The organism is Sulfodiicoccus acidiphilus (assembly GCF_003967175.1).
Classification (GTDB): domain Archaea; phylum Thermoproteota; class Thermoprotei_A; order Sulfolobales; family Sulfolobaceae; genus Sulfodiicoccus; species Sulfodiicoccus acidiphilus.
On record NZ_AP018553.1, the window covers coordinates 1,424,949 to 1,445,299 of the forward strand.

Annotated in this window: 21 protein-coding genes and 1 pseudogene; 18 read left to right on the forward strand and 4 right to left on the reverse strand. The window is 53.7% G+C overall.

Annotated features, from left to right (window positions below):
* Positions 1-9 precede the first annotated feature (9 nt).
* The 15 genes and pseudogenes from HS1genome_RS13035 to HS1genome_RS07725 all read left to right on the forward strand — a co-directional run bounded on the left by HS1genome_RS13035 (position 10) and on the right by HS1genome_RS07725 (position 15,172).
* Positions 10-300, forward strand: a complete 291-nt coding sequence (locus HS1genome_RS13035; protein WP_126450271.1) for a cyclase family protein — start codon at positions 10-12, stop codon at positions 298-300.
* A 2-nt stretch (positions 301-302) separates the two neighbouring features.
* Entirely contained in the window at positions 303-623 is a 321-nt protein-coding gene (locus tag HS1genome_RS13040; RefSeq protein ID WP_269470941.1) for a cyclase family protein, read from the forward strand.
* 635 nt (positions 624-1,258) lie between these two features.
* Positions 1,259-1,687: an HIT family protein gene (locus HS1genome_RS07670; RefSeq protein ID WP_126450273.1), complete on the forward strand. Its 429-nt coding sequence runs from the start codon at positions 1,259-1,261 to the stop codon at positions 1,685-1,687.
* Positions 1,684-2,532, forward strand: a complete 849-nt coding sequence (locus tag HS1genome_RS07675; RefSeq protein ID WP_126450274.1) for a LysO family transporter — start codon at positions 1,684-1,686, stop codon at positions 2,530-2,532. Before HS1genome_RS07670 ends, HS1genome_RS07675 begins: the two co-directional genes overlap by 4 nt.
* A gap of 54 nt (positions 2,533-2,586) precedes the next feature.
* Positions 2,587-3,591: pseudogene (locus HS1genome_RS07680) on the forward strand (aminobenzoate oxygenase).
* Between the two features lie 378 nt (positions 3,592-3,969).
* Complete coding sequence (cimA, locus tag HS1genome_RS07685) at positions 3,970-5,493, forward strand: citramalate synthase (RefSeq protein ID WP_126450275.1); 1,524 nt, start codon at positions 3,970-3,972, stop codon at positions 5,491-5,493.
* 135 nt (positions 5,494-5,628) lie between these two features.
* On the forward strand, positions 5,629-6,519 hold the full coding sequence (locus tag HS1genome_RS07690) for a 4-hydroxybenzoate octaprenyltransferase (protein ID WP_126451373.1): 891 nt from the start codon (positions 5,629-5,631) through the stop codon (positions 6,517-6,519).
* 5 nt (positions 6,520-6,524) lie between these two features.
* Entirely contained in the window at positions 6,525-7,415 is an 891-nt protein-coding gene (locus tag HS1genome_RS07695; RefSeq protein WP_229768236.1) for a metal-dependent hydrolase, read from the forward strand.
* A 178-nt stretch (positions 7,416-7,593) separates the two neighbouring features.
* Positions 7,594-8,568, forward strand: a complete 975-nt coding sequence (locus HS1genome_RS07700) for a hypothetical protein (protein ID WP_126450276.1) — start codon at positions 7,594-7,596, stop codon at positions 8,566-8,568.
* Entirely contained in the window at positions 8,565-9,818 is a 1,254-nt protein-coding gene (locus HS1genome_RS07705) for a tubulin-like doman-containing protein (RefSeq protein WP_126450277.1), read from the forward strand. The genes HS1genome_RS07700 and HS1genome_RS07705 overlap by 4 nt, the downstream gene beginning before the upstream one ends.
* Positions 9,819-9,859: 41 nt before the next feature.
* On the forward strand, positions 9,860-11,221 hold the full coding sequence (locus HS1genome_RS07710) for a hypothetical protein (protein ID WP_126450278.1): 1,362 nt from the start codon (positions 9,860-9,862) through the stop codon (positions 11,219-11,221).
* A complete protein-coding gene (locus HS1genome_RS12030; protein ID WP_158613745.1) occupies positions 11,193-11,363 on the forward strand; it encodes a hypothetical protein in 171 nt (56 codons plus the stop codon). The genes HS1genome_RS07710 and HS1genome_RS12030 overlap by 29 nt, the downstream gene beginning before the upstream one ends.
* Positions 11,364-11,377: 14 nt before the next feature.
* Positions 11,378-13,450, forward strand: coding sequence for a hypothetical protein (locus tag HS1genome_RS07715; RefSeq protein ID WP_126450279.1), 2,073 nt, complete (start codon positions 11,378-11,380; stop codon positions 13,448-13,450).
* Positions 13,434-14,444 (forward strand): hypothetical protein, encoded by a 1,011-nt coding sequence (locus HS1genome_RS07720; protein ID WP_126450280.1) that lies wholly within the window; start codon positions 13,434-13,436, stop codon positions 14,442-14,444. The genes HS1genome_RS07715 and HS1genome_RS07720 overlap by 17 nt, the downstream gene beginning before the upstream one ends.
* Positions 14,441-15,172, forward strand: coding sequence for a hypothetical protein (locus HS1genome_RS07725; protein WP_126450281.1), 732 nt, complete (start codon positions 14,441-14,443; stop codon positions 15,170-15,172). The genes HS1genome_RS07720 and HS1genome_RS07725 overlap by 4 nt, the downstream gene beginning before the upstream one ends.
* Before the next feature lie 262 nt (positions 15,173-15,434).
* On the opposite strand, the gene HS1genome_RS07730 is transcribed toward HS1genome_RS07725, so the two are convergent.
* The 3 genes from HS1genome_RS07730 to HS1genome_RS07740 are packed head-to-tail and all read right to left on the reverse strand — an operon-like array spanning position 15,435 to position 16,810.
* A complete protein-coding gene (locus HS1genome_RS07730) occupies positions 15,435-15,848 on the reverse strand; it encodes a phosphate-starvation-inducible PsiE family protein (protein ID WP_126450282.1) in 414 nt (137 codons plus the stop codon).
* A 30-nt stretch (positions 15,849-15,878) separates the two neighbouring features.
* Positions 15,879-16,343, reverse strand: a complete 465-nt coding sequence (locus HS1genome_RS07735) for a hypothetical protein (RefSeq protein ID WP_126450283.1) — start codon at positions 16,341-16,343, stop codon at positions 15,879-15,881.
* A 53-nt stretch (positions 16,344-16,396) separates the two neighbouring features.
* Positions 16,397-16,810 carry a hypothetical protein gene (locus HS1genome_RS07740; RefSeq protein WP_126450284.1) on the reverse strand — a complete coding sequence of 138 codons (414 nt, stop codon included), beginning with the start codon at positions 16,808-16,810 and terminating at the stop codon, positions 16,397-16,399.
* Positions 16,811-17,241: 431 nt separating this feature from the next.
* Between HS1genome_RS07740 and HS1genome_RS07745 the strand changes: the two genes are divergently transcribed.
* On the forward strand, positions 17,242-18,069 hold the full coding sequence (locus HS1genome_RS07745; protein WP_126450285.1) for a DMT family transporter: 828 nt from the start codon (positions 17,242-17,244) through the stop codon (positions 18,067-18,069).
* Here HS1genome_RS07745 and HS1genome_RS07750 read toward each other — a convergent pair.
* A complete protein-coding gene (locus tag HS1genome_RS07750) occupies positions 18,066-18,425 on the reverse strand; it encodes a hypothetical protein (RefSeq protein ID WP_126450286.1) in 360 nt (119 codons plus the stop codon). The genes HS1genome_RS07745 and HS1genome_RS07750 overlap by 4 nt on opposite strands.
* 73 nt (positions 18,426-18,498) lie before the next feature.
* Between HS1genome_RS07750 and HS1genome_RS07755 the strand changes: the two genes are divergently transcribed.
* Both HS1genome_RS07755 and HS1genome_RS07760 read left to right on the forward strand, forming a co-directional pair.
* Positions 18,499-18,993 carry a hypothetical protein gene (locus tag HS1genome_RS07755; RefSeq protein ID WP_126450287.1) on the forward strand — a complete coding sequence of 165 codons (495 nt, stop codon included), beginning with the start codon at positions 18,499-18,501 and terminating at the stop codon, positions 18,991-18,993.
* Between the two features lie 29 nt (positions 18,994-19,022).
* A complete protein-coding gene (locus HS1genome_RS07760) occupies positions 19,023-20,297 on the forward strand; it encodes an MFS transporter (RefSeq protein WP_126450288.1) in 1,275 nt (424 codons plus the stop codon).
* Positions 20,298-20,351: the final 54 nt, after the last annotated feature.

The following is a 20,351-nucleotide window of genomic DNA, read 5'->3' on the forward strand; positions in this document are numbered from 1 at the left end:
CATAACTCTATGGCTCGAGCTCTAGATCTTTCCCTAACCGTTGAGGAAGGGATGCCGTATTACCCAGGAGATCCGGTACCATCAGTTAAGCAATTCAAGAGCCTCGACAAGGACGGAGTCAACCTCAAGGAGATCCACCTGGGGAGCCACAGTGGAACGCATGTTGATGCTCCAGCTCACTTCGTCAAGGATGCACCTTCCCTAGATCAGTTAGACCCTATGGCCTACTCTGGAACGGCCATCGCCATTAAAGTGGACGGAATAGTGAAAGTGACTGACGTTCCCCCAAGGGGGAGATAGTCCTGTTCTACACCGGGACTAACAGGAATTGGAGGCCCGGCTGGAGGATGGATTCCTTCGGCTACGTGGAGCCCGAGGCCGCCAAGGAGCTCGTGAAGAGGGGATTCAAGGTAGTTGGCATAGACTCTCCGAGCGTCGAGATGCCGAGGTTCAGGGAGCCAGAGACTCACAGGACCCTCCTGTCCAACGGTGTACTCATAATCGAGAACTTAGCTGACTCCTTGTCGCAACTTGTCGGGAAGACGTTCAAGCTCTACTGCCTCCCCATAAAGGTCAGAGAGGGCGACGGAGCACCTGCAAGAGTGGTGGCGGTGCTCGACTGAGTCTCCTAACGCGTATTAGACTGGGTTCCGTAAGGGCTTCCCGCGTGTCATTCCTGCGTTAAAGGGTGGGAGTGCCCTATAAGAGGCCGTCCTCGAAGGGTTTTAACTACCCCCACCCTGACGGACGTGGCGTCCTTGCGACCTGGGTTTCCCATTCCCTGAGCCAACCAGGTCCCCTCACCGCGAAGGAGGAACGGTGTGGAAGGGAGGTTACGAGTTTCGTCCTTCACCGAGTTCCCCGCGGTCACTAGGTATCCAACTTTACGGGAGAGGTGCGATCGCTCTCGTTTCGCGAGCGAAACGTTTCTACGGGTGGACCTTCCCCGGGGAAGGGACTTTAACCCCCTCAAACGTCAATAAAGTTAAACCCTTGAGGAATTCCTCCGGCCTCCTAGTTCTTAGGGGAGTCGAGGAACTGTCTCATTGGCACTCCCTCGCCAATCCTATCACAACTTCAATGGGGCTGAGGAGAGTCTCTAAAAGGGGTTTTCCTCGACGCGCGTTCAGACCAACTTTCCCTCCCTAGATGACGAGTCCTTCGTCGCTTTTCCCTTCCGTCGGGGCGGGTGCAACTCACCGCTATGCGACCTACAGTACGTCAATCTGAACAACCGAATTTATAACCAGGGCCTTGTTTGAAATCCTTCGTGTGTCTCTTCTGCGACATAGTGAGGGGAGAGGCCAAGTCGTTCGTGGTTTACAGGGACTCAGATTACACGGCCTTCTTGGACAGGTACCCCATATCACCTGGGCACACCTTGGTTGTGCCTAACAGACACTTCCAGGACTACGTGTCGACAGATGAGGACGTGTTGATGGGCATCCAGCCGGTCATAAGGAGGGTAGCGAGGGGAGTGATGAAAGGCCTGGGGGCCGACGGAGTCAGGATAGGCACTAACGTTGGAAGGAGTGCAGGACAGGTCATATTCCACCTCCACTTCCACGTCATACCGACGTGGTCAAAGGGGATACCCCCGAGGTTCAATTCCTTCGTTCCTAGGAAGGAGATGTCTGACGAGGAGTTCGAGATCGTCAGATCCGCGATAGCGGAGGCTTTGATGTGATCTATACTTGGCTGTTCCTAGGGCTATACGTTTCCTCCATGTTCGTTGGAAGAGCTCTGAAGCTAGACGGCTCCAGGCTCATGACTCCCGTGGTTTTAGTTCTCGTATTCACGGTGAGCGCTTGGGCTTCGACGGAGGTGGTGGTGAGGGAACTGGAGGGGCTCCTTTTCCGCTCACTGGCCTTCACAGCGATGTTGGTTCTCCTCACGCTGGGTATTGGCGCTCTATTGAGGGGTGGGAGGGGAAACCTCGGTGAGGTGAAGTCCTCCTTCCCCTTCCAGTATCCAGCGGCCCTAGTTGCGGGTTGGGTCTTCGGGATCCTGTTTAGGACCCCCCTCTACTCCTCAGTAGTGACCTGTGAGCTCTACGTTCTCGCCGTTGTGGTAGGTATTTCTATGTGGAGGGGACTGTCGTTGAGGACAGTGCGAGCAGGAGGGGCCAGGGCCCTCCTGTCCACTGCGGTGGCGCTCTTAGGTTCGGCAGTTGGAGCAGGTCTCTTCTCGTTCCTCACGGGGCTGAGATTTAACGTGGCGTTGGGGATAGCGCTGGGGATGGGGTGGTACAGCTTCACGGGTCCGGCGATCGCCGCCTACGTCTCGCCTTACTACGGGGTCGTGGCGTTCCTTGTAAATTTCCTCAGGGAACAGGTGACCTACGTCTTGGTGCCGGCCCTGAGGAGGGACGAGGTGGGGCTCCTCGCCCTCGGAGGCGCCACCACAATGGACGATACGTTACCCGTCTTCGTCTCCACCTTCGGCCCGGAGGCAGGAGTGAGCGCCGCCGTCAATGGCGTGATCCTCACTCTCATCGTTCCCATCCTCGTTACCACGGTAGTTTCGATCTGACGACCTGAGCGATCTTGCAAGAGTTATATATATGTCGCAAATTTCATGTATATTATGACTATTGATTACAATTCGGAGCCCTCCTTTCCGGAACTCAACGTTTACCCCCTCAGGTGGAAGTTCGACAACCAGGCTGGGTGGAAGCTTTACAGGAGGGCCAAGAGGGAACAGTGAGACGAGGACGAGATAGATTGGGGGAGGCTGAGAGAAGTGATCTCGGGTCTAGAGAGGCGAGAGAGGTTGGCTGTAGCCTATTGGTGGGCCATGCTCTCCAACTTCGACAACGCCACTCCGGTGTTCGCTCACGCCGTGGTCAAGGCTAGCGAGAGACACCTCCACAACGCGATCTCTGCCCTACTGACGACAATTACTTACGACGAAAATAGGCACAACCTAGTGTGCGGCAGATCTATCGACTCTGTGTTCCCTGGCTTTCCCTACGTCAAACCTAGGGACGAGTTGGAGGAGCGGGCCAGGCTCAACGTTCTCTGGACCTGATACGACGGCTCGAGGTATTGGGAGGCATACTTGAAGGCCTACTCCAAGTACGGCATAGACGTCCTGTTCACTTCGTTCATGATGGGCGAGGCCGCGGCCACCACTGTGTTCACGGGAGCCGCCAAGAACGCGAAAGTGGATCAGTTCAGGGAGGCATTCAAGAACACGGCGGTCGACGAGACGAGACACTATGCCTTCACTCATCTAGTGCTCACGGACGCCGCTGCTAGGATTTCCGACGAAGAGAAGAGGATGGTGACGAAGCAGATAAGGGCGGGATTCGTCTTCCTCTCCCTCATCACTTACAAGAAGCCCTCGGAGTTCTGGAAGCTGCCGCCTTGGTTCCAGGAGGTGCACGAACAGATGGAGGAATTGGCCAGAGAGGCGGGGCTAGGGATACCGACGTTGGAGGAAAAGGAGAAGGCGTGGAGAGACGCAGTGATTAAGGTAGGAGTGGCGCTCAAGAGGTACGGAGTCAGGATGCCCGCCATACCAGAACTCGGCGTGACGGGAGAGGAAGTGGAAGAGTCAGGCGAGGAAGACGTAGTACCCGTGTTCTGAGCTCAGGCGAGCGACCGCTCCTCAAGCCGGTGGTTTCCCGGTCGAGAATCTCTCGCACCTCGAGTCCGTGCCTAAGAGATCGTGTTATTCCAGAGCGAAGGAGCGACCTCGGCTAGGTGAGGCACGAGAAGTACATTCTTGGACTAGGAAAAATTAAACAACTAGACTTTTCCTTGAAAACGTCTATTCGTGAACTCACCCCACCCTGACCGACGGGGTGAGTTCGCTTCGCGACACTTCCTCGCTTAGGCCAACTCTATTTCTTCCATGACCGTGTTAGGAAACGCTCTTCCCCGCAACACAACCTTGAGGTAAACTTATTTACCATTAACCAGTGCACTTCGAACATGACCGGTGGACTAGAAATCAGTTAAGGTTTTGGACACTACCCTGCGAGACGGCTCGCAGGGAGTGAACGTCTCCTTTTCCTTGAAAGATAAGTTGAAGGTGGCTCAACTCCTAGATCAGCTGGGAGTAGACTACATAGAAGGCGGATGGCCAGCCTCGAATCCAAAGGACTTCGAGTTCTTCAAGGAAGTTAAGGGACTGGGACTCTCGTCCAAGGTGGCAGCCTTCGGTAGCACGAGGAGGAAAGGTGTCAAACCCAGCGCCGATCAGAGCCTCAACGGGATTCTAGACGCTGACACCGAGGTGGGTGTGATCTTCGGCAAGTCCTGGAGACTCCACGTGAGGGAAGTGCTTAACGTCACGGACCAAGAGAACTTGGAAATGATATACGACAGCGTCAGGTACTTGAAAGACCACGGACTGGAGGTGATTTTCGACGCCGAACACTTCTACCAAGGTTACCTCGACGATCCCTCGTACGCCATCGCCGTGCTTAACACGGCTAGGGAGGCGGGAGCTGATACGTTGGTCCTCGCCGACACCAACGGGGGCACACCCCCACACGTGATCTTCAAAGTGACCACGGAAGTGAGGGAGAAAGTCGAAGGAGAACTCGGAACTCACATGCACAACGATGCCGGCTGCGCAGTCGCCAACACGCTTCTGGGAGTGGCCGCTGGAGCCAGGCACGTCCAGGGCACCATTAACGGGATCGGTGAGAGGACTGGGAACGCCGACCTGGTTCAAGTTATACCCACTCTAGCGTTGAAAATGGGTTTCAAAGTCCTCAAGGATGGTTCTCTTCCTAAGTTGAGAGAGGTCTCGGCAGAGCTCTACGACATACTGGGCCAGCAGCCTAACCCCTTTCAGCCCTACGTAGGGGATAACGCGTTCTCCCACAAGGCCGGCGTTCACGCAGACGCAGTCATGAAGAATCCCAAGGCGTACGAACACGTGGACCCCTCTTTAGTTGGAAACTCTCGGAAGGTGGTAATCTCTGAGCTGAGCGGTTCCTCGAACCTGTTGGCTTACGCCGATGCGTTGGGACTCACCAAGAACAAGAAGGACGAGAGACTCAGGGCAGCTCTCGAGAGGGTCAAGTCCATGGAGAAGGAGGGGTACAGTTTCGATCAGGCAGCAGCCTCGGCCATATTGATCATGATGAGGGAGTTCGGTACTTACGTTCCGTCCTTCGAGGTTGACTATTGGAAGGTCATGTCTGACGGTGTCCTATCGCTCGCTGTGGTCAAAGTTAACGGAAAGCCGGCGGTGGCAGAGGGTAACGGTCCAGTTAACGCTGTGGACAAAGCTCTAAGGGAGGCCCTCAGAGACGCCGGACTATCTGTCGAAGATGTGAAGTTGGTGGACTACAAGGTGCACTTACCTGGTAGAGCAAGAAACACTGAGAGCGTTGTTCGAGTGGTGGCCCAATTCACCGACGGAATTAGAGTGTGGGGCACAACCGGAGTGTCGACCAACGTGGTGGAAGCCTCAGTTAGGGCCCTCATTGACGGGTTCGACTACTACCTGCAGATGGAAAGACGTAAGAGGTGAAACGAGTGTCTCAGCAGCGTCTTCCCTAGAAATTCCGTTAAGCAGAGGTCCCTAGATATCTTAGTTTCATTGGATTGTAAGGCCTTCCAGAATACACATTTAAGCCGTCCCATTCCCTTGCACAGTCATGAGTGGATGGGACCCAGGGGAGCCAGAAAGGGCGGTAAGGCCTACGTCATACTCCGGTTCCTTAGAATAGAACAAGTCTTCTTCAGTTTACCAATGGCCTACATGGGGGCCTTCCTAGCTATCAGGGGTATACCGTCTATAAGAGTCCTCCTCCTCATTCTATCGGCTCTATTCTTCTTGAGGATGGCAGGGATCACCATGGACAACTTAGCCGATAGAGAGATAGACGCGGCAAACCCTCGGACTAGGACCAGGCCCTTAGTCACGGGCGCAATAACAGTGAGGGAGGCCTGGGTCATGATCTTGGTTGGGATGATTGGCTTCTTCCTTTCGGCCTACTTGGTCAATGAATGGACCCTCATCTTCTCTCCCGTGGTGGGGGCTGTGGTATTAAGTTACCCGTACATGAAGAGGTTCACTTCCTTCGCTAACTACCACCTGGCCGCAATACAGGGACTGGCAGTGTTCAGCGGAGCCGTGGCTAGCGACGGTCTTAAGTTCCACACACTTACCCAAGTTGTCTCAAACGTCCCGTGGCTCTTCGTAGTTTCAACGATACTGTGGGCTGTGGGTTTCGATCTCTACAATCACATTCCTGATGCGCAATTCGATAGGGAGATGGGGTTGCACAGTTTCGCGGTCCTCCTAGGTGGAAGAGCCCTGACTTTCGCTGGGTTGAATCAGCTTTCCTCTGTTCTCCTAGCCGTGGGAGGAGACTTGGTCTACTCCCTAGGGCCGATATCCTACGCAGCAACTGTGCTTCATGGACTTGTGATGTTGGCCGCGTACTACTTTGCTTCGCGAAAGGGAGACTTCGGCAGGGCCTTCTATTACAACATCTACTCCTCCGTAATCCTCGGGCTCGGGATAATACTTAACGTAGCCCTCCTCTCTTAATTTTTATGAGTACCTCGGTGGTGCAGATCGTGAACCTGAACACCCACATATTGTTCGCTGTATCCCTCGGAATGGTACTCACCCACCACGTAGAGCTGGCCGTTTTGATTGGCATAGGGGCTGCACTGCCAGATCTAGATAGGGAGTACGTCTTCACCACGAGGAAGCTCTTCTCCAAGTTTCAACTCCACAGGGCTCTCCTCCACAACGTTTTCTTCGTCGCAGGACTCTACTTGATAAATCCGTGGTTGGCCCTTGGGGCCGCCTGCCACATAGGATTAGACCTCCTCACCTCCCCTACTGACAGGGGAGTGGAACCTTTCTTTCCCCTGACTAGACTGGTCACAGGAGTTTACCTCACCTTAGAGGGGGAAGTAGTGAATCGGAGGGGGTTAAGTTGGTATTTGGAGGATCCAGTGACCTTAGTCCAGGAGACAGCGGATCCCGGGCTCAGGGAGTCGGGAGTGGTTCCTTGGTTGAGGGTTTACGGCCCCTTCAGGAATAGTAGGCTGATGGATTGGGGTGTCTTCTACTCTTCGTTGGTGTTCGTGGCCTTGTACACTCAAGTGCGACTCGACTACGGATTCCTAGGGTGGCTCCTGAGGTTCTTGGGCAACGCCTTCCTCGGACACCCCCTCATCGTGGGGGGACTCGTGCTCTTTTACCTCACAGGGGAAGTTTGGAGGAGGAAGCTGCAGTTCTCAGGTTCTCATCGTAGGGAAGTATTGGCTTCGATCCTAGTCTCCGTCGCTTCACTTTCGATCGGAATAGTGAGCGTTAGGATGGGCGGGGTAGTGGACTGGTCGTTGGTGGGCATGGTTTCGCTCGCTCTCCTCATAGGAATGTCGATCGCTTACGTTCACGTGAGGCTACGCAACGGTAGAGTTGTACTTTGATGGGAGAATAACAATTTTACCTTCCGCGGAGGGTTTACCCTAGATTGAGGTCGCGTCCACTACTGGAACTAGGTTCCTCCCGCAGATTGAAATTCCTTTACGAAGTCAACCGGAGCGTGAGGAGGCGTCGATTATCGCTCCACAATATTTAAAAAGACTCTGCAAGGGTGGGACATTGATGATGTCTTCTAACGCTAGGAGCTTTGCAGTGTTTCTATTTCTTGTGGCGATTTCGTTGTGCTTCTCGCCTTTAGTTCCGGCAATTGTGGGGCAGTCTTCCTCTAACTGGGTAAAGCTAGTGTCTGTTTACGACGAGACAACCGGACAACGAGTTTCCAACGCGAGTCAACTCCTGGCTGGTGACACGTACAACGTCACGTTCGACGTCAACGTACCTTTCAGCGACCCATCAGCTTTCTACGTAGTTTCCATAGACCCTTCAATGGAGCTATACGGGAGTCAATTCTGGTACGTCCTCTCCCCCTCCTATCCTGGTTTCAACGTGTCCACCTTCGATCCCACACACACAGCGATTCGCTTCTCTCAGGTCCAGGGCACATTGGAGCTGGCCGCTGTCTTTACGGTACCGAATAACATAACGTACGTAGGGAACGAGCAAGGCGTTGTCATACAGAGGCCCCTCTACGGTGTGGACGTCATATCCGTACTTGCGGGGACGAGCATCGTCGGGTACTACTCGCCCGTCCTCGTGAGCTCTCAGATACTCCAGTATCAGCAACTCTACACGCAGGACTCCCTCCTCCTTTCTTCACACAAGGTTAACTCCCTTTACACGCCAGCCTACCAAGCCGTGATGGCTCAGGCCCAGTCGCTCTATGGACAGGGTCTCGTCTCGCAGGCCATATCTACGCTCGAGCTCCTAAACTCGAGTAATTTCCCGCCCCCTCCCTCACCTCCCAGCGACGCTCTCCTTTTCGCCGGTTTCGGGGCGGCCGGGGCCCTAGCTGTAGTCGCGGTCGTAGCATTAGTTTTGTTCTCTAGAACTAGGTCTCGTGTCTCGGCCATGGAGTCCGCCATAACCAGCGCGGCCAATCAACTCTCTTCCCTTAAGGCGACCCTCTCTTCTTACGATCAGCGATTGGCGGAAGAGGTCGATAGGTTGACAAAGAAGTTGAGGGAGGCGAAAGAATGAGCCAAGTCAACGAGAAGAGCGTAGGGAAGTACTCAGACGTCCACATAATAGGACTTGGTGGCACCGGTACTAACTTGATTCAGCGACTAATAGAGAGTCCCAGGTTACTACAACTCTTAGAATCGGAGGACTCCAACCTGTCACTCATGGCAATCGATGTAGCGGACGGTGACCTAGAAGCCCTCAACTTGGCCTATGAGAATGCCAAGAACAGATTGGTCAACGCAAGGATACTTGTGGACAGGCTCTACCTGAGGGCCCTCAAGGTGAGGTTCAACTCCCCCAACACCCTCTTCGAGTTTCTAAACAAACTAGACGGATACTTGGAGGGAGAGGGAATAAAGGTCGCTAACTATAGGCCGTGGATAAGTAGCATGATCCAGATACCTCCCCTAGCGGGTGGAGTGGGGAGAATGAGGGCACTGAGCAAGGCGATATACAACTTGAATTTCTACTACTACAACGAATTGAGCTCTGCTTTAAGCCTTTTCGTGGACAGGGTGAAGCGCTCTGTGAGGCAGCCCATAGTGCTCATCGTTTTCGGCCTGGGAGGAGGTACGGGCAGCGGAATGGTGATGGACCTGGCCAGACACCTGAGGGTCAAACTGGGGAGCGCGGTTCCGATAATAGCCCTCGTCGTACTGCCCAGTTCTGCCGACGATCCGGTGGCCCGGGGAATATCGCCCTACACTGCCCTGCAGGAGTTCGAGCTTCTCTTCAACAACGAGCTTAACTCGAAGGTGGTGGAGACCTTCGGGAGGACCTATGTGAATCCTTTCACGGCCCTGTTCTTCCTCTCACTGGACCCGGTGTACAACCTGAAGAGCACACTGATCGAGGCAAAGGCCGACCTCGACGACGCGATAGTTGACTTGGTATACTCCATGAGGTTCTTCGATTTGGCCGACTTGACGAGTAGAACCGGAACTAACAATGACTTCGGCAGGAACTGGGTTCACGCTGCAGGTTTCCTGAAGATAAGTTACCCATTGGATCAGTACATCGCCTACATAAAGGGTCAATTGCAGACCCTCAAACTCCTCGGAGACTTCATGCTGGAGAAGGCGGAGATACTCGAGAGGGCGAGGAGGTTACTGGACTCGGAGTTTCAAGAGCTCAGGTGGATATACCAAACGTTCCTAGCGTCTCAGGGTCAGTTCAACCCTCAGACCTTCGAGGGAGAGCTGGACTCTGTGATAAGTAGGGGGGAAGGTATGAGACTCTCTTTAAGCAAGAGCTCAACGGCCTGAGGGACTTTTACTCCTACTACGTAGAGAAGTTCGCCAACGTGGTGAAGGGCCTAAGGTTCCCCGATGATACGAACGAAGGGGCAGTTGTAAGTGACGTCAATAGGTACCTCGATAAGGTGAGGAACTTATCCTCGACCTACGAGGAGCTCTCAGTTGTCGACGTGAAGGACGTCCAAGAGAGGATATCCGCCGGGAGGAACTTCACGCCGTCCCAGATGGAGGCCCTGAATTCGAGTCTTAACTTCATTTCCTCCATAAGGAACGTAGTCACCGCCTTCCAACTGTACACCAGGACAAGGATATTGGCTGAGGAGCTGAGCAAGAGGCCCCTAAACGAGGGTTCGAAGCAGAGGCTAGGGAAGGTCAACGAGAGGCTCAGGATACTGTACCCGCTCATGCAGGTGTTGACACACAAACCAGAGAACGAGGGGAAATTGATAGACGACGTCGTCTTACAGGTGAGGACTACATTGAGGAACTCGGCCCAAGAGAGGCTCACCAACAAACAGAGGGAGGTGGACTTCCTGCGGGGCGAGGTAGACAGGTTGGCCAACGAGGCTGAGGAGTTCAGGAAGCAATTGAAGAAAGGACTCGGAATATTTTCCAATAAGAAACCGATACAAAGAAACTTGGAGTCCACTGAGGAAGAGCTGCATCAGAGACAGGGGCAACTCGAGCTCGCCTCAAGGGAGTTGGAGTTCGCTAAGACTTACAACGACTTAGTGGCCCAAGTCGTGGACAGGTTAGACGCGACCAAACCGTATAGGAAGGAACTCGCCCAAGTGGTCGCTAGGGAAAGGGAACTGAACAAGCTGCTCACCTCCGTCACCTCGACCAGTAGGTTCTACGAGAAGATCGTAGAGTTGAGCGAGGAGGAGAGGGTCAGGATAATGGAGATGATACTTCAGGAAAGGGAAACCGAACTCAGAGAGCCAGGCACCCTCAGGGACATACTGAACATGGAGAGGTTCAAGAACATCCTGAGCAGTCACATGAAGGTCTTCAGCACTCCCTCCTACGTAGGATTCAACAACGACTACAGGACGGACGTTATATGGGTCACTGTGAGTCTACCTGAGGGCATGTGGGACATGGACTTGCAGATGAGGCTCATGAACGTTCTCTCAGGCAACATAAACGTTGAGGCGAGTAAGGCGGTTACAATAAAACAAATACCCCAGGTGGATCCTTGGACCATTTCCTTAACTGTGTTCTTCGCAAAGGGCAGGGCTGAAAACCTAGAGAAGTACCCATCAATGCAGAGGGACTCGCAGGTGGTGAGGCCGGGAGACAGGTACCTCTACAGGAGTTTCTTGCTGGAGCAGGGGGTGCAGGACGTGGAGGCGCTCGTGTCTCAGCTTCAGGGTGGAGAGGGTGAAAGGGAGGCCCAGCGTCAGGGATAGGTTCGACTTAGTTACTGCGGACCTACTTTTGGCAATTTCCACCTTCGTTTACCTCCTCGAGGTCAAGTTCCTCCCTTTGGCCTCCTCTCTACCAGTAATAATACCGCTGGGCTCTTCCTACTTGGGCTCTATAAGGGGTTAGGTAAAGCGGCGGCTTTGGAGGCCGCGATAGTCTTCTTCGCTCTCCTCTGGCAATCCTTGGGCTTCGGCCTAGCCACTTTGAACCTCTCTCAAGTTGTCCTTAACGTGACTTACCTCACCACTTCCCTCATATACCTCTCCCTCTTAACGTTCACTTCAGTTGCCGTATTCGGGGGACTCGTGGATCCGTTGCCTCTCTCCGCCGCCGTGTTGGCAGCAGCCCTGATGCTCACTCCCCTCTATTTCCTTTCTCCCGTTATGGTAGTCATACCACTCTTCCTTAGGTTACCTACAAGGTTGAGTACGACTGGATACCTCTTCTTCGCGCTCGTCACCCCCCTCATATTTCTAAACAATGCCATAGGGTACAGCTCCGGCGCACTTTCTGGGGCACCTCAGGTGTTCTCTAGGCTAACCTTTCTCTCCTCAACCATCAGGCCCGACTTAACTAGTCTGAACGTATTCCTCAGAGGGCTCCCCCCTAACTTCATCTACCCTCACAACGTCCTGTTGGGTATGACCATATCACAGGCCCTCGGGCTACTCATTGGCATAGCTCTAGTGGGTGTGGCGTTCGCTATTACCGCAAGCGTGGGGAACTTAGTTAAATATGGACTAGACAAAATATACTTAGACGACGACTTCAGGAGGAAGCTTGACGTCCTCATGCCGGCGATCACCGGCGTGGTCGCGGTTGCGGTGTTTTGGTTGTTGGTAGTGGTCTTCTCCAGTCCGAGCGTCGGGGACTACTACACTTCCCTAACCAACAGTAGGGATGTAGGGTCCATGTTCTTGGGGGCGGTATTGGTGGGAGGAGCGTTCTCAGGCAGGGAATTGGCGATTCAGAGGCTGGAGGAGGTTGAGAGGGTGAGGAACTCACTTGTCGAGTCACTTGAGTCACTGAGAAGAAACCTAGAAGAAGCACGTCGCGTCCTCTCAGAGGTCTCCTCAGCTCTCCCCTCAGTCGACTTGTCCGACGAGTCTAGGCGGACAGAGCAGTGCAGCGAGTTCCTCGCCTCTGTGGAGGGAAAAGTGGAGAGCTCGGGTCTAGAAGTGCTGTTGAAGTGGACTCCAGTGGCTACCGACTGCCTCAGCTACGTTTCTGGTGTTGAGGGAAGGGTCAGGGAGAAGGTTATCAGGGACGTTTCGTACCTCCACTCACTCTCGGAGTCCCAGAACCTCACGCTGAGGAACTTGGGGGTAGGCCTGAGTATACCTTCTCCCGCCGAGATCTCCCCAGAGGCCAAGGTGGAGGACATATCAAAAGTATATGTGAAGTTCGTGGAGGAGCTGAGACGTTCTCTGAAGGAGCTATACTCGACGTACAGGGAGGTCGTCAAGGAATTCAATGCACTCATGGGCGAGGAGATCGCCCTTGTCCAGGGCCTTGCCCCCGAGTCCCTCTTAGACACTTATCAGTACGATGAAGCAATGAAGGTCGCTGTGGACTACTGGTTCAACTTCGAGGAAGCTCAGCGGGTTGACCTCAGTGTAGCCCTCGCTAGGCTTAGAGACGCAGCAAAACTACTGGCTACGGCCTCCCCGGAGGAGGGGGAAGAGATCGAGAAGCTCGCCGAAGAGGCGAAGGACTTCACCCCCGTGAGGTCCCTGGAACTCAGTAGGAAGCTGCGGGAGATGCGGACCAAGTTGTTCGATCTGACGAAGAAGATCTGGGAGGACGTAGAAAGGATCAACCAGATGGCATCTAGGGTAAAGTTGGACGTCGCTAGGATTCAGTTCAAGGTGAACCAGGAGGTGGAGGCGATCAACAGGGTACTCAAGGACGCGTCAAAGGAGAGACCGAGCATCGAGGAAGTGACCAACCTGATCAGGGAGTTGACGGAGTTGCTGAGGTTACACAGGGAGTTCCTCAAGGAGGACGAGCTTAACGTGCTCAGACTCGCCCACTATTCGTTGGCGGAGAAAATAATGGACCAGATGATGGGAATGAAGGGAGAAGTAAGCTTGAAGGACCTGCCGTTCACAGACGACGCAGCGTTTCTCTACATGAGGATCTACGCGGCCACCCATAACAACCTAGCCTTGGACGAACTCAAGGGCGTGATGTCAGTTGGGCAAGTGCGTTGAAGGTCACGTCACCGAAGGACTGAAGTGTCAGTTGTGTGGTGCGCCCCTCGACTTCGCCTCGTCCATGGAAGACGTCCTGAAGGTTAAGCTCTCCCTCCCTTCACCTCCCAAGTCACAGGCCATTTTGGTCGGAGTGGGTGGGAACGTCAGGGCCGAACACGTGAGTTACCTAGGGATAGGAGAGGAAAAAGTCTCTTACTCCTCACTGACGTTGCCCCTCGTAAAGGGTGGATTAGCCGACGATTACGAGAGGTCATACAAGGAGACCTTGAGGAGGTATTTAGATGGACTGCAGTTCTTCTCCAGTCCAGCTAGACTCGCCGTACTCGACTCCACGAACCTGCTGTCTCCCGCCGTAGGCTCCCTCTTGATTGACGTCCCAGCCATTGTTGTGATACCCACTCCTGACTCGTCTACCTTGGAGCTTAGCACCTCATACCTGACCCTCAACGTGCTTGACCGTTCCCAGATTCCTGCGCTGTTGGTGAGGAGGGACGTCATCGAAGACTCCACGGGTTACGTTCATGGAGTGGGAGTGGTGAACGGGATGGAACTGCTGAGTTCTCTGGCCAGTCTGGTATTGTCCTCCTACGAGGAAATCTGGGACTTCATGCAACTCAACTCCAAGCTCGGAGTGCGTACTTACGCCTTGACATGGGTTCTAGGAGGATCTGACTTAGTGTTCGGATCGCCCTTAAACGCCATGAGGGCTTCCACTTTCGTTAGGTCGGTCCAATTCCTCGAAGAGGAAGTGGAGAGTTTGGCACTCGCGGGTAGGGTGGACAAGAACCAAGTGGAGAGTGTCGAGCGTTCGTTCAGGGAACTTGTGAGGGACGGATTCAAGGGGAAACTTTCAACGACAAAGGTAATGTTAACGTCAACTGAGAGCTCCGTCTACGATCTCCTCTTAATGTACGGGGTAAAGGGCGTCGTGGGGCTAGAGGTTCTCGAGGCCGCTCACAACAAACTGCAGTCGAGGGCGGAGGCGAGATGAAGGTCACAGTGGAAGGAAGGGAAGGGGACGACTGTATAGTGGAAATAGAGGGAGGGGAACTAATCGCGACTTGTCAGAAGAGGTCCACGTTCAGAAAGGTCAGAGAGCAGATCCTCAGGGTTAAGGTCGACCCCCAGCTCAACGCGGTGTGGGAAGGAGGAAAGGTAATTGTCAATGGCGTCACCCTAGTCGGCGATCAGGCCGAGATGGTAGAGCTCTGGAAAAGACTTAGGGGACCGAAACTAGCGAGTCTCCTAGACATGGCAAAGGAACCTGTAGCCCAGTTCCTCTCATCCAGACTCCTCGTTATAGTCGAGGCGAAGAAGACCCTCGAAGATCCAGACAGGAGAGTCGCGTTCTTCTTGAGGCGTGGAGAACCTCTCCGAGAATTGAGTTCTCAGGTGGAGCAGGAGTTACGTCGAAGCTTAGGGCAACTGGAGGAGGTAATTGGCAGATCTGGGCTACTCCACGAGGAGTCCAGGCAGGTGTGGGCCGTTGCGTATCTGTGTTCCCTACTTCAGGATTATCTAATTGAGGGAAGGGATCCGTCGGAGATCTACTCGGCCCTCAGGCGTGAAGTGAGTACCTTCCAGGGAGTGGTTTCGAGGCCAGAGGAGGTGACAGACTTCGGGAGGAAGCTAATCGAGGCGGCATCGAAAAGCATTTCTACTACCTTTCACGGAATGAAGGACAGTAACGAAACAACTACCACCTCGACTCAGGGATGAAACTAAAAACAGTTGTGTGGTATTAGCTAAACTAAAAGCGTCTAATGTAGACTTGGAATTCGTTGGTACTGATGGAGGGGCAACTGCGTCCCTCCCCATCATCTATTGGGCAGAGCTTATCCATTAACGATCCCTACTTTCCCAACCTAAACGTGACCTCTCCAATAGCTTAACCCTCCAGATGTGTAGTGGGGACTGGAGAGGACTTGTAGCTGAGTCCGATTAAAGGATCGCTAAGGTGAGGAGAACTTCGATGCCTTTTCTACGGGGTAGGGGCTTCCCACTTTCTACTCCTAACTAAAATGAACCTTCCGAGAGAAATTACGGCTATTAGAGCGCCGTAGGCAGCTAGGTCCTGTACGGTGAAGGTCCTCCCGAAGATCTCGATTATTATCTCTCTGAGTATGAACGAAAGGGTGGCATCCATCACGTAGACGACACTTCTTCCCTTCCCCCTGGCGAAGTCTATCATACTCATTAGGATCTCAAGCAGGACAACAGCAAGCAGAGCGTTGTCGACTGTGGCCTCCACTACCGCAGCTGGTCCTAAGGTGAGAGACCGCCAAACTTCGAACACAGTGTCTCCTAGTACGAACACCAGACCGACCATGAGCAGGGCCTGTATCACGTAGGAAACGTATCTCACTAGGTCCTCTTCAGTGAACTTCGGCCTCACGCCTGCCCGTTCACGTCGCAATATAAAAGTCTAGGACGAGAGCCTCAATGCCCTCTTCCAGAGAACCTCCTCTAGGTAAGGGAGTCCAGCGAACGCGGCGGGATTGAACTTCTCTTTGAACCCCTCTTCTTTCCCCAGTTTCGCGAATAGATGCATTAAGTTCAGGGCTAACGCTGAGGCCTCTCCCAACTTAGGAACAGCAGGGTTATCACACGTAAGCAGGGCCTGGTAGGAGTAGTCGTAGTTTCCTTCCCTAGCCAGCTTAACTAAGTGAGATGGGTCAGGTAAGGGGCCTTTTCCTACTAGGTATTTACCGAGTGCGTCTAGGTAGCCTATGGCCCACTGGTAGAACTCCCTCCATTCAGGGTCCTCGAACCGCAGAGCTGATAACACTGAGGCCAAGTGTTTCTCCGTCGAGAAATAGAGTTCCACGTCGTGATCGTAACCTAAGGTAGTACCCGTGATTAGACAGTCGAAGGACGGAAACTCTTTCACACCGTTCCACGCTCTAATTTCAATATTAAGTCTTCCCTGAGGCGACCGAAACTTTACATGAAGGTGTGGGGACTCAACTCCTGGTGGGAGCGCCACAGCATGACGTCCACTGGGAACGCTAAGTCCATGGCCATTTTGAAGGCGGGACCATCGTGCCCGAACTTCCTGCCAATTAAGTCCATAGTCATTCTCCTCACCTCCCTCTCGTCGGCTACACCTATTATGTGGAGGTACTCGTGTGTCAGGACTACGTATAGGTATTCCCTAGCCAGTCCAGCCGACGAAGCCCTCAGGAAGGGAGCCTCGTTGAGGTTTATCAGCGTTGTTCCTGCCTTCACGAACGCTAACACTTGGTCGTTCACCCTCACCAGCTGCACCTCGGCCCTCGGAACCTCTCTATCTAGTTCCCTCACTAGGTCTCTCCTCACCTCTTCGGCTACCTCCTGGGGCGATGTGGAGAAAGGCATAAGACGCTTTTTACTTGGTCATATAAAAACCCATCTTAAGTCCGTATTCACAAAAGACGCGTATTTAACTTCTTTGGGGGTTGATGGGGCGGAAGTCCACTCCTTAGGACGGTCCCCTCATAGAAACGTCTTTATGGGGTGTTGGGAAACTATACTCCAGACTTCGGCCGTGAGGGCTGGGCACCCTAGGGACTGGGGGACCTCACGGTCGTGGGAAGCGACCTTCTTTAGCCTCCCCTCCCCACGGTTCACACGACTTTTCCTTGGAAACTCCGCTACTGACGGAGATCGAGGTCTCTACGGGACTCGTGGTGAGGACGCCGGAGAGGACGGGTTAGTTCGCTTCAGCAACAACGTTATGTACTCTCTTCCTTTTTCCTTGGAGGCTATGGGGGTACATTTCAAAATTGGTTTTGGCCAAACATGTCGAGATGAACAGAGGCTACCTTTACATGCTCGGAGTTGTAGTCGTGTGGGGACTTTCCTATCCATTATCGAAGCTCTCCCTCACTTACATGTCTCCCTTCGTTTTAGCATTCTTCAGGTTCCTGGTGGGAGGGTTAGCGCTCCTCCTCCTCTCTCGGGGTATGCAGGTGGGAGTGAAGGAGACGATCAACGGTGTCCTAAACGTCTTCCTCTTAGTTCTGTTCCTAAATCTGAGTCTCATGTTCACCCACAACCCCGCCCTGGCGTCGGTGCTGATCTATACTCAGCCCCTCTTTGTGCTCACCATAGCATTATTCCTCGGAGAGAGTGTAGGGAGGATTAGAATGTTGGGCGTCTTGATAGGGTTCGCTGGAGCCCTCCTCTCCGTGGGAAGCACTAGTTTCAGTCTGGGATCGCTATTCGCGGTGGCCGGGGGGTTCACTTGGGCAGTAGGCACAACTTACTTCAGGAGGAACGTCTCAAGAGGGGATCTCGTCAAATTGAACTCCTTCATGGCTCTCCTCTCTGCCCTCCTAGATGTACCCCTTATGTCCTACGACTGGAAGTTGGAACTCAGTCCGGAAGGGATCGCTTTGGCAGTGGTGGTGGGGTTGACGGCCCAGGCGGTCGGGTTCCTCCTCTGGTTCTCCGCAGTGAGGGAACTGGGGCCAGTGAACGCTAGCGCCACGTCGATATTGATTCCGGCCTCCGCTTACGTCCTATCCTTCCTAGTGCTTGGGACGGTTCCGACTCTGCTAGAGGTGATCGGCTCCTCCGTGGCCCTGTTGGGAGTGTTCATCAGCCAGTTCGGTGAGAGGCTCGCTAGGGCTTAACTTACTTCTCCCTGGACCCTAACGTGTCTCTCCCTGAGTGTAGAGATGTCCTCCTCTAACCTCTGGATCTCTCTGTTTATTAGCTCCACCTTGAGGTCCACGTCCTCCTTAGTAGCTGACATGATCGACCTGAGGCTGGCCATGTAGTCGACTATGGCGTCCATAAGTTTAGTCATGCGTTCTAGGAGGTTCTGCATCTTCTCTAAGTCGTCCGTGTAAGTAGTTTGCTGGTAGACGAAGAGTAGGAGGAGGAGATCTCTCTCAGTCAGTGGCTCGTTGGACTTTACCTTCCTGTCCAGCTCGTCCAGCTCCTTCTTGAGGATCTTACCGACGCTTGGTGAACCTTCACCGCTCACGTGTTATACTGCCACCCTGAGGTAAAAAAGGGCCTCTGACAAGGTTTATTTGGGTCCTCTTCCCCATAGAGACGTGGTTTCCCTAATTACGGTGGCCATAGCGGTCCTCTTGATCGGAATTCTCCTCTCTGTGTTCGCCCCCTATCTCACCCCGGGTTACTTGGAGTTGGACAGGGAGCTAGTCGACACTGGGAAGGGCGTCACCCTTCCTCCCAACAGCAGCGTAACATTAGAGGCGCTCTACGTCAACGAGAGCGGAATGACGCTCCTCTTCCTGACCAACTCTACACACGACGTTGTTAAGGTCCTATTACCCTCGGGCAAGATCTACCGCAACTCCACAGGTTCAATGAGCGTTCAAGTGCCAGTTGGACGGTATACGTTGGAGGCTGTGAACCTCCTTAATCAATCCCAGGCTATGAAGTACTACGTGCTCCTAGTTAGTGGCTCTAGGCTCGGGCAAATTGTGGGCTTCTACGACGTTATATCTAACGCGTACCTAGTCGGAATAGCGATAGGGATAGTGGGTCTAGTGAGGTACGTTTCGAGGAGGAGGTCCAAACAGTAGCTTATTAATCTCCTCCTCGAGTCCTGACTATGGGGTACTTCGACGACTTCCCCTCCTCCACTAAGGTGAGGACGTTCTTCGTCTCCTCGGCGGGCTTTCTCCTCGACGGATACGACTTATCTGTAATTTCCTTCGCCTCCACCTTCATATTGAGGGAGTTCTCACTGACCACACCAGAGTATGGACTGTTGCTGGCGGCGTCCTTGATTGGCATGATACCCGGTTCTGTTCTCTTCGGATGGTTGTCGGACAGGATGGGCAGGAGTAAATTGATGGGGGTGGACCTCTTCTTCTTCTTAGTTTTCGGAATAACGGCGGCCCTATCGCAGAACTTCGCTGAACTGTTCGCCTCTAGGCTACTTCTCGGTGTCGGTATAGGGGGAGACTACCCCATAAGCAGCACCTTGATGTCCGAGATGTCCCCACCCTCCTCCAGAGGAAGGTACCTTGTGGGGGCCGTCTCCATGTACTGGATAGGGAGCGCGCTCTCAGGGGCTGTGACCTACCCGGCCCTGACTCTCGGACCGTTCTTCTGGAGATACGTTTTCTTAGTGGGAGCGCTGCTTTCAGTGCCCATAATTCTCCTGCGACTTAGGCTATCTGAGTCCCCACGTTGGTTGGTGTCAACTGGGGCACTCAAGGGCTCAAACCTCCCCACTCCCGAGCTCGAGAACAAGGGAGCCAAGGGATTCGCAGACCTCTTTAAGGGCAGGATGCTGTGGGTCACTGTTTTCCTGTCAAGTGTCTGGTTCCTCTTCGATGTAGCGTCCTACGGCATAGGCCTATACTACCCATACTTGCTGGAGCAATTCGCCTTCCCCTCTAAATACGAGGTAGTGTTGGGAACGCTAGCCATATCAGCCGGGGCAATAGTAGGCTACGCGGTAGCAGAGGCCGTAGTGGACTCCCTAGGAAGAAGGGTGGTTCTCCTCACCGGACTCGGTTCTATGGCAGCTCTACTCTACCTGGGGTGGGGAGTCAGGCTCCACGGTCCCCTACTCGTCCCGTACTTCATGTCCTTCGTGGCCATGGAACAGTGGGCGGGGGCGGTGACTCTCTTTTACCCCACTGAACTCTTCCCTACGTCCGTCAGGTCCTCAGGTCAAGGAGTGGCCACCGCCGCGAGCAGGGTGGGAGCGGTTCTGGGTGTGTTCTACTTCCCTCAGCTAACCGTTTCACTTGGGTTGGCGAACTCCCTATTTACTTTCGCCACTGTTTCCCTGGTGGCGCTCGCAATATCTCTACTAGGTGCCCGCGAAACAGCCAAGAAGCAACTGGAGGACACCTCGCAGGGCGTGAGGTGAACGTCGGAAACTGAAATAACAACAAATTTATACTGGGAAAACATATTCAACTTT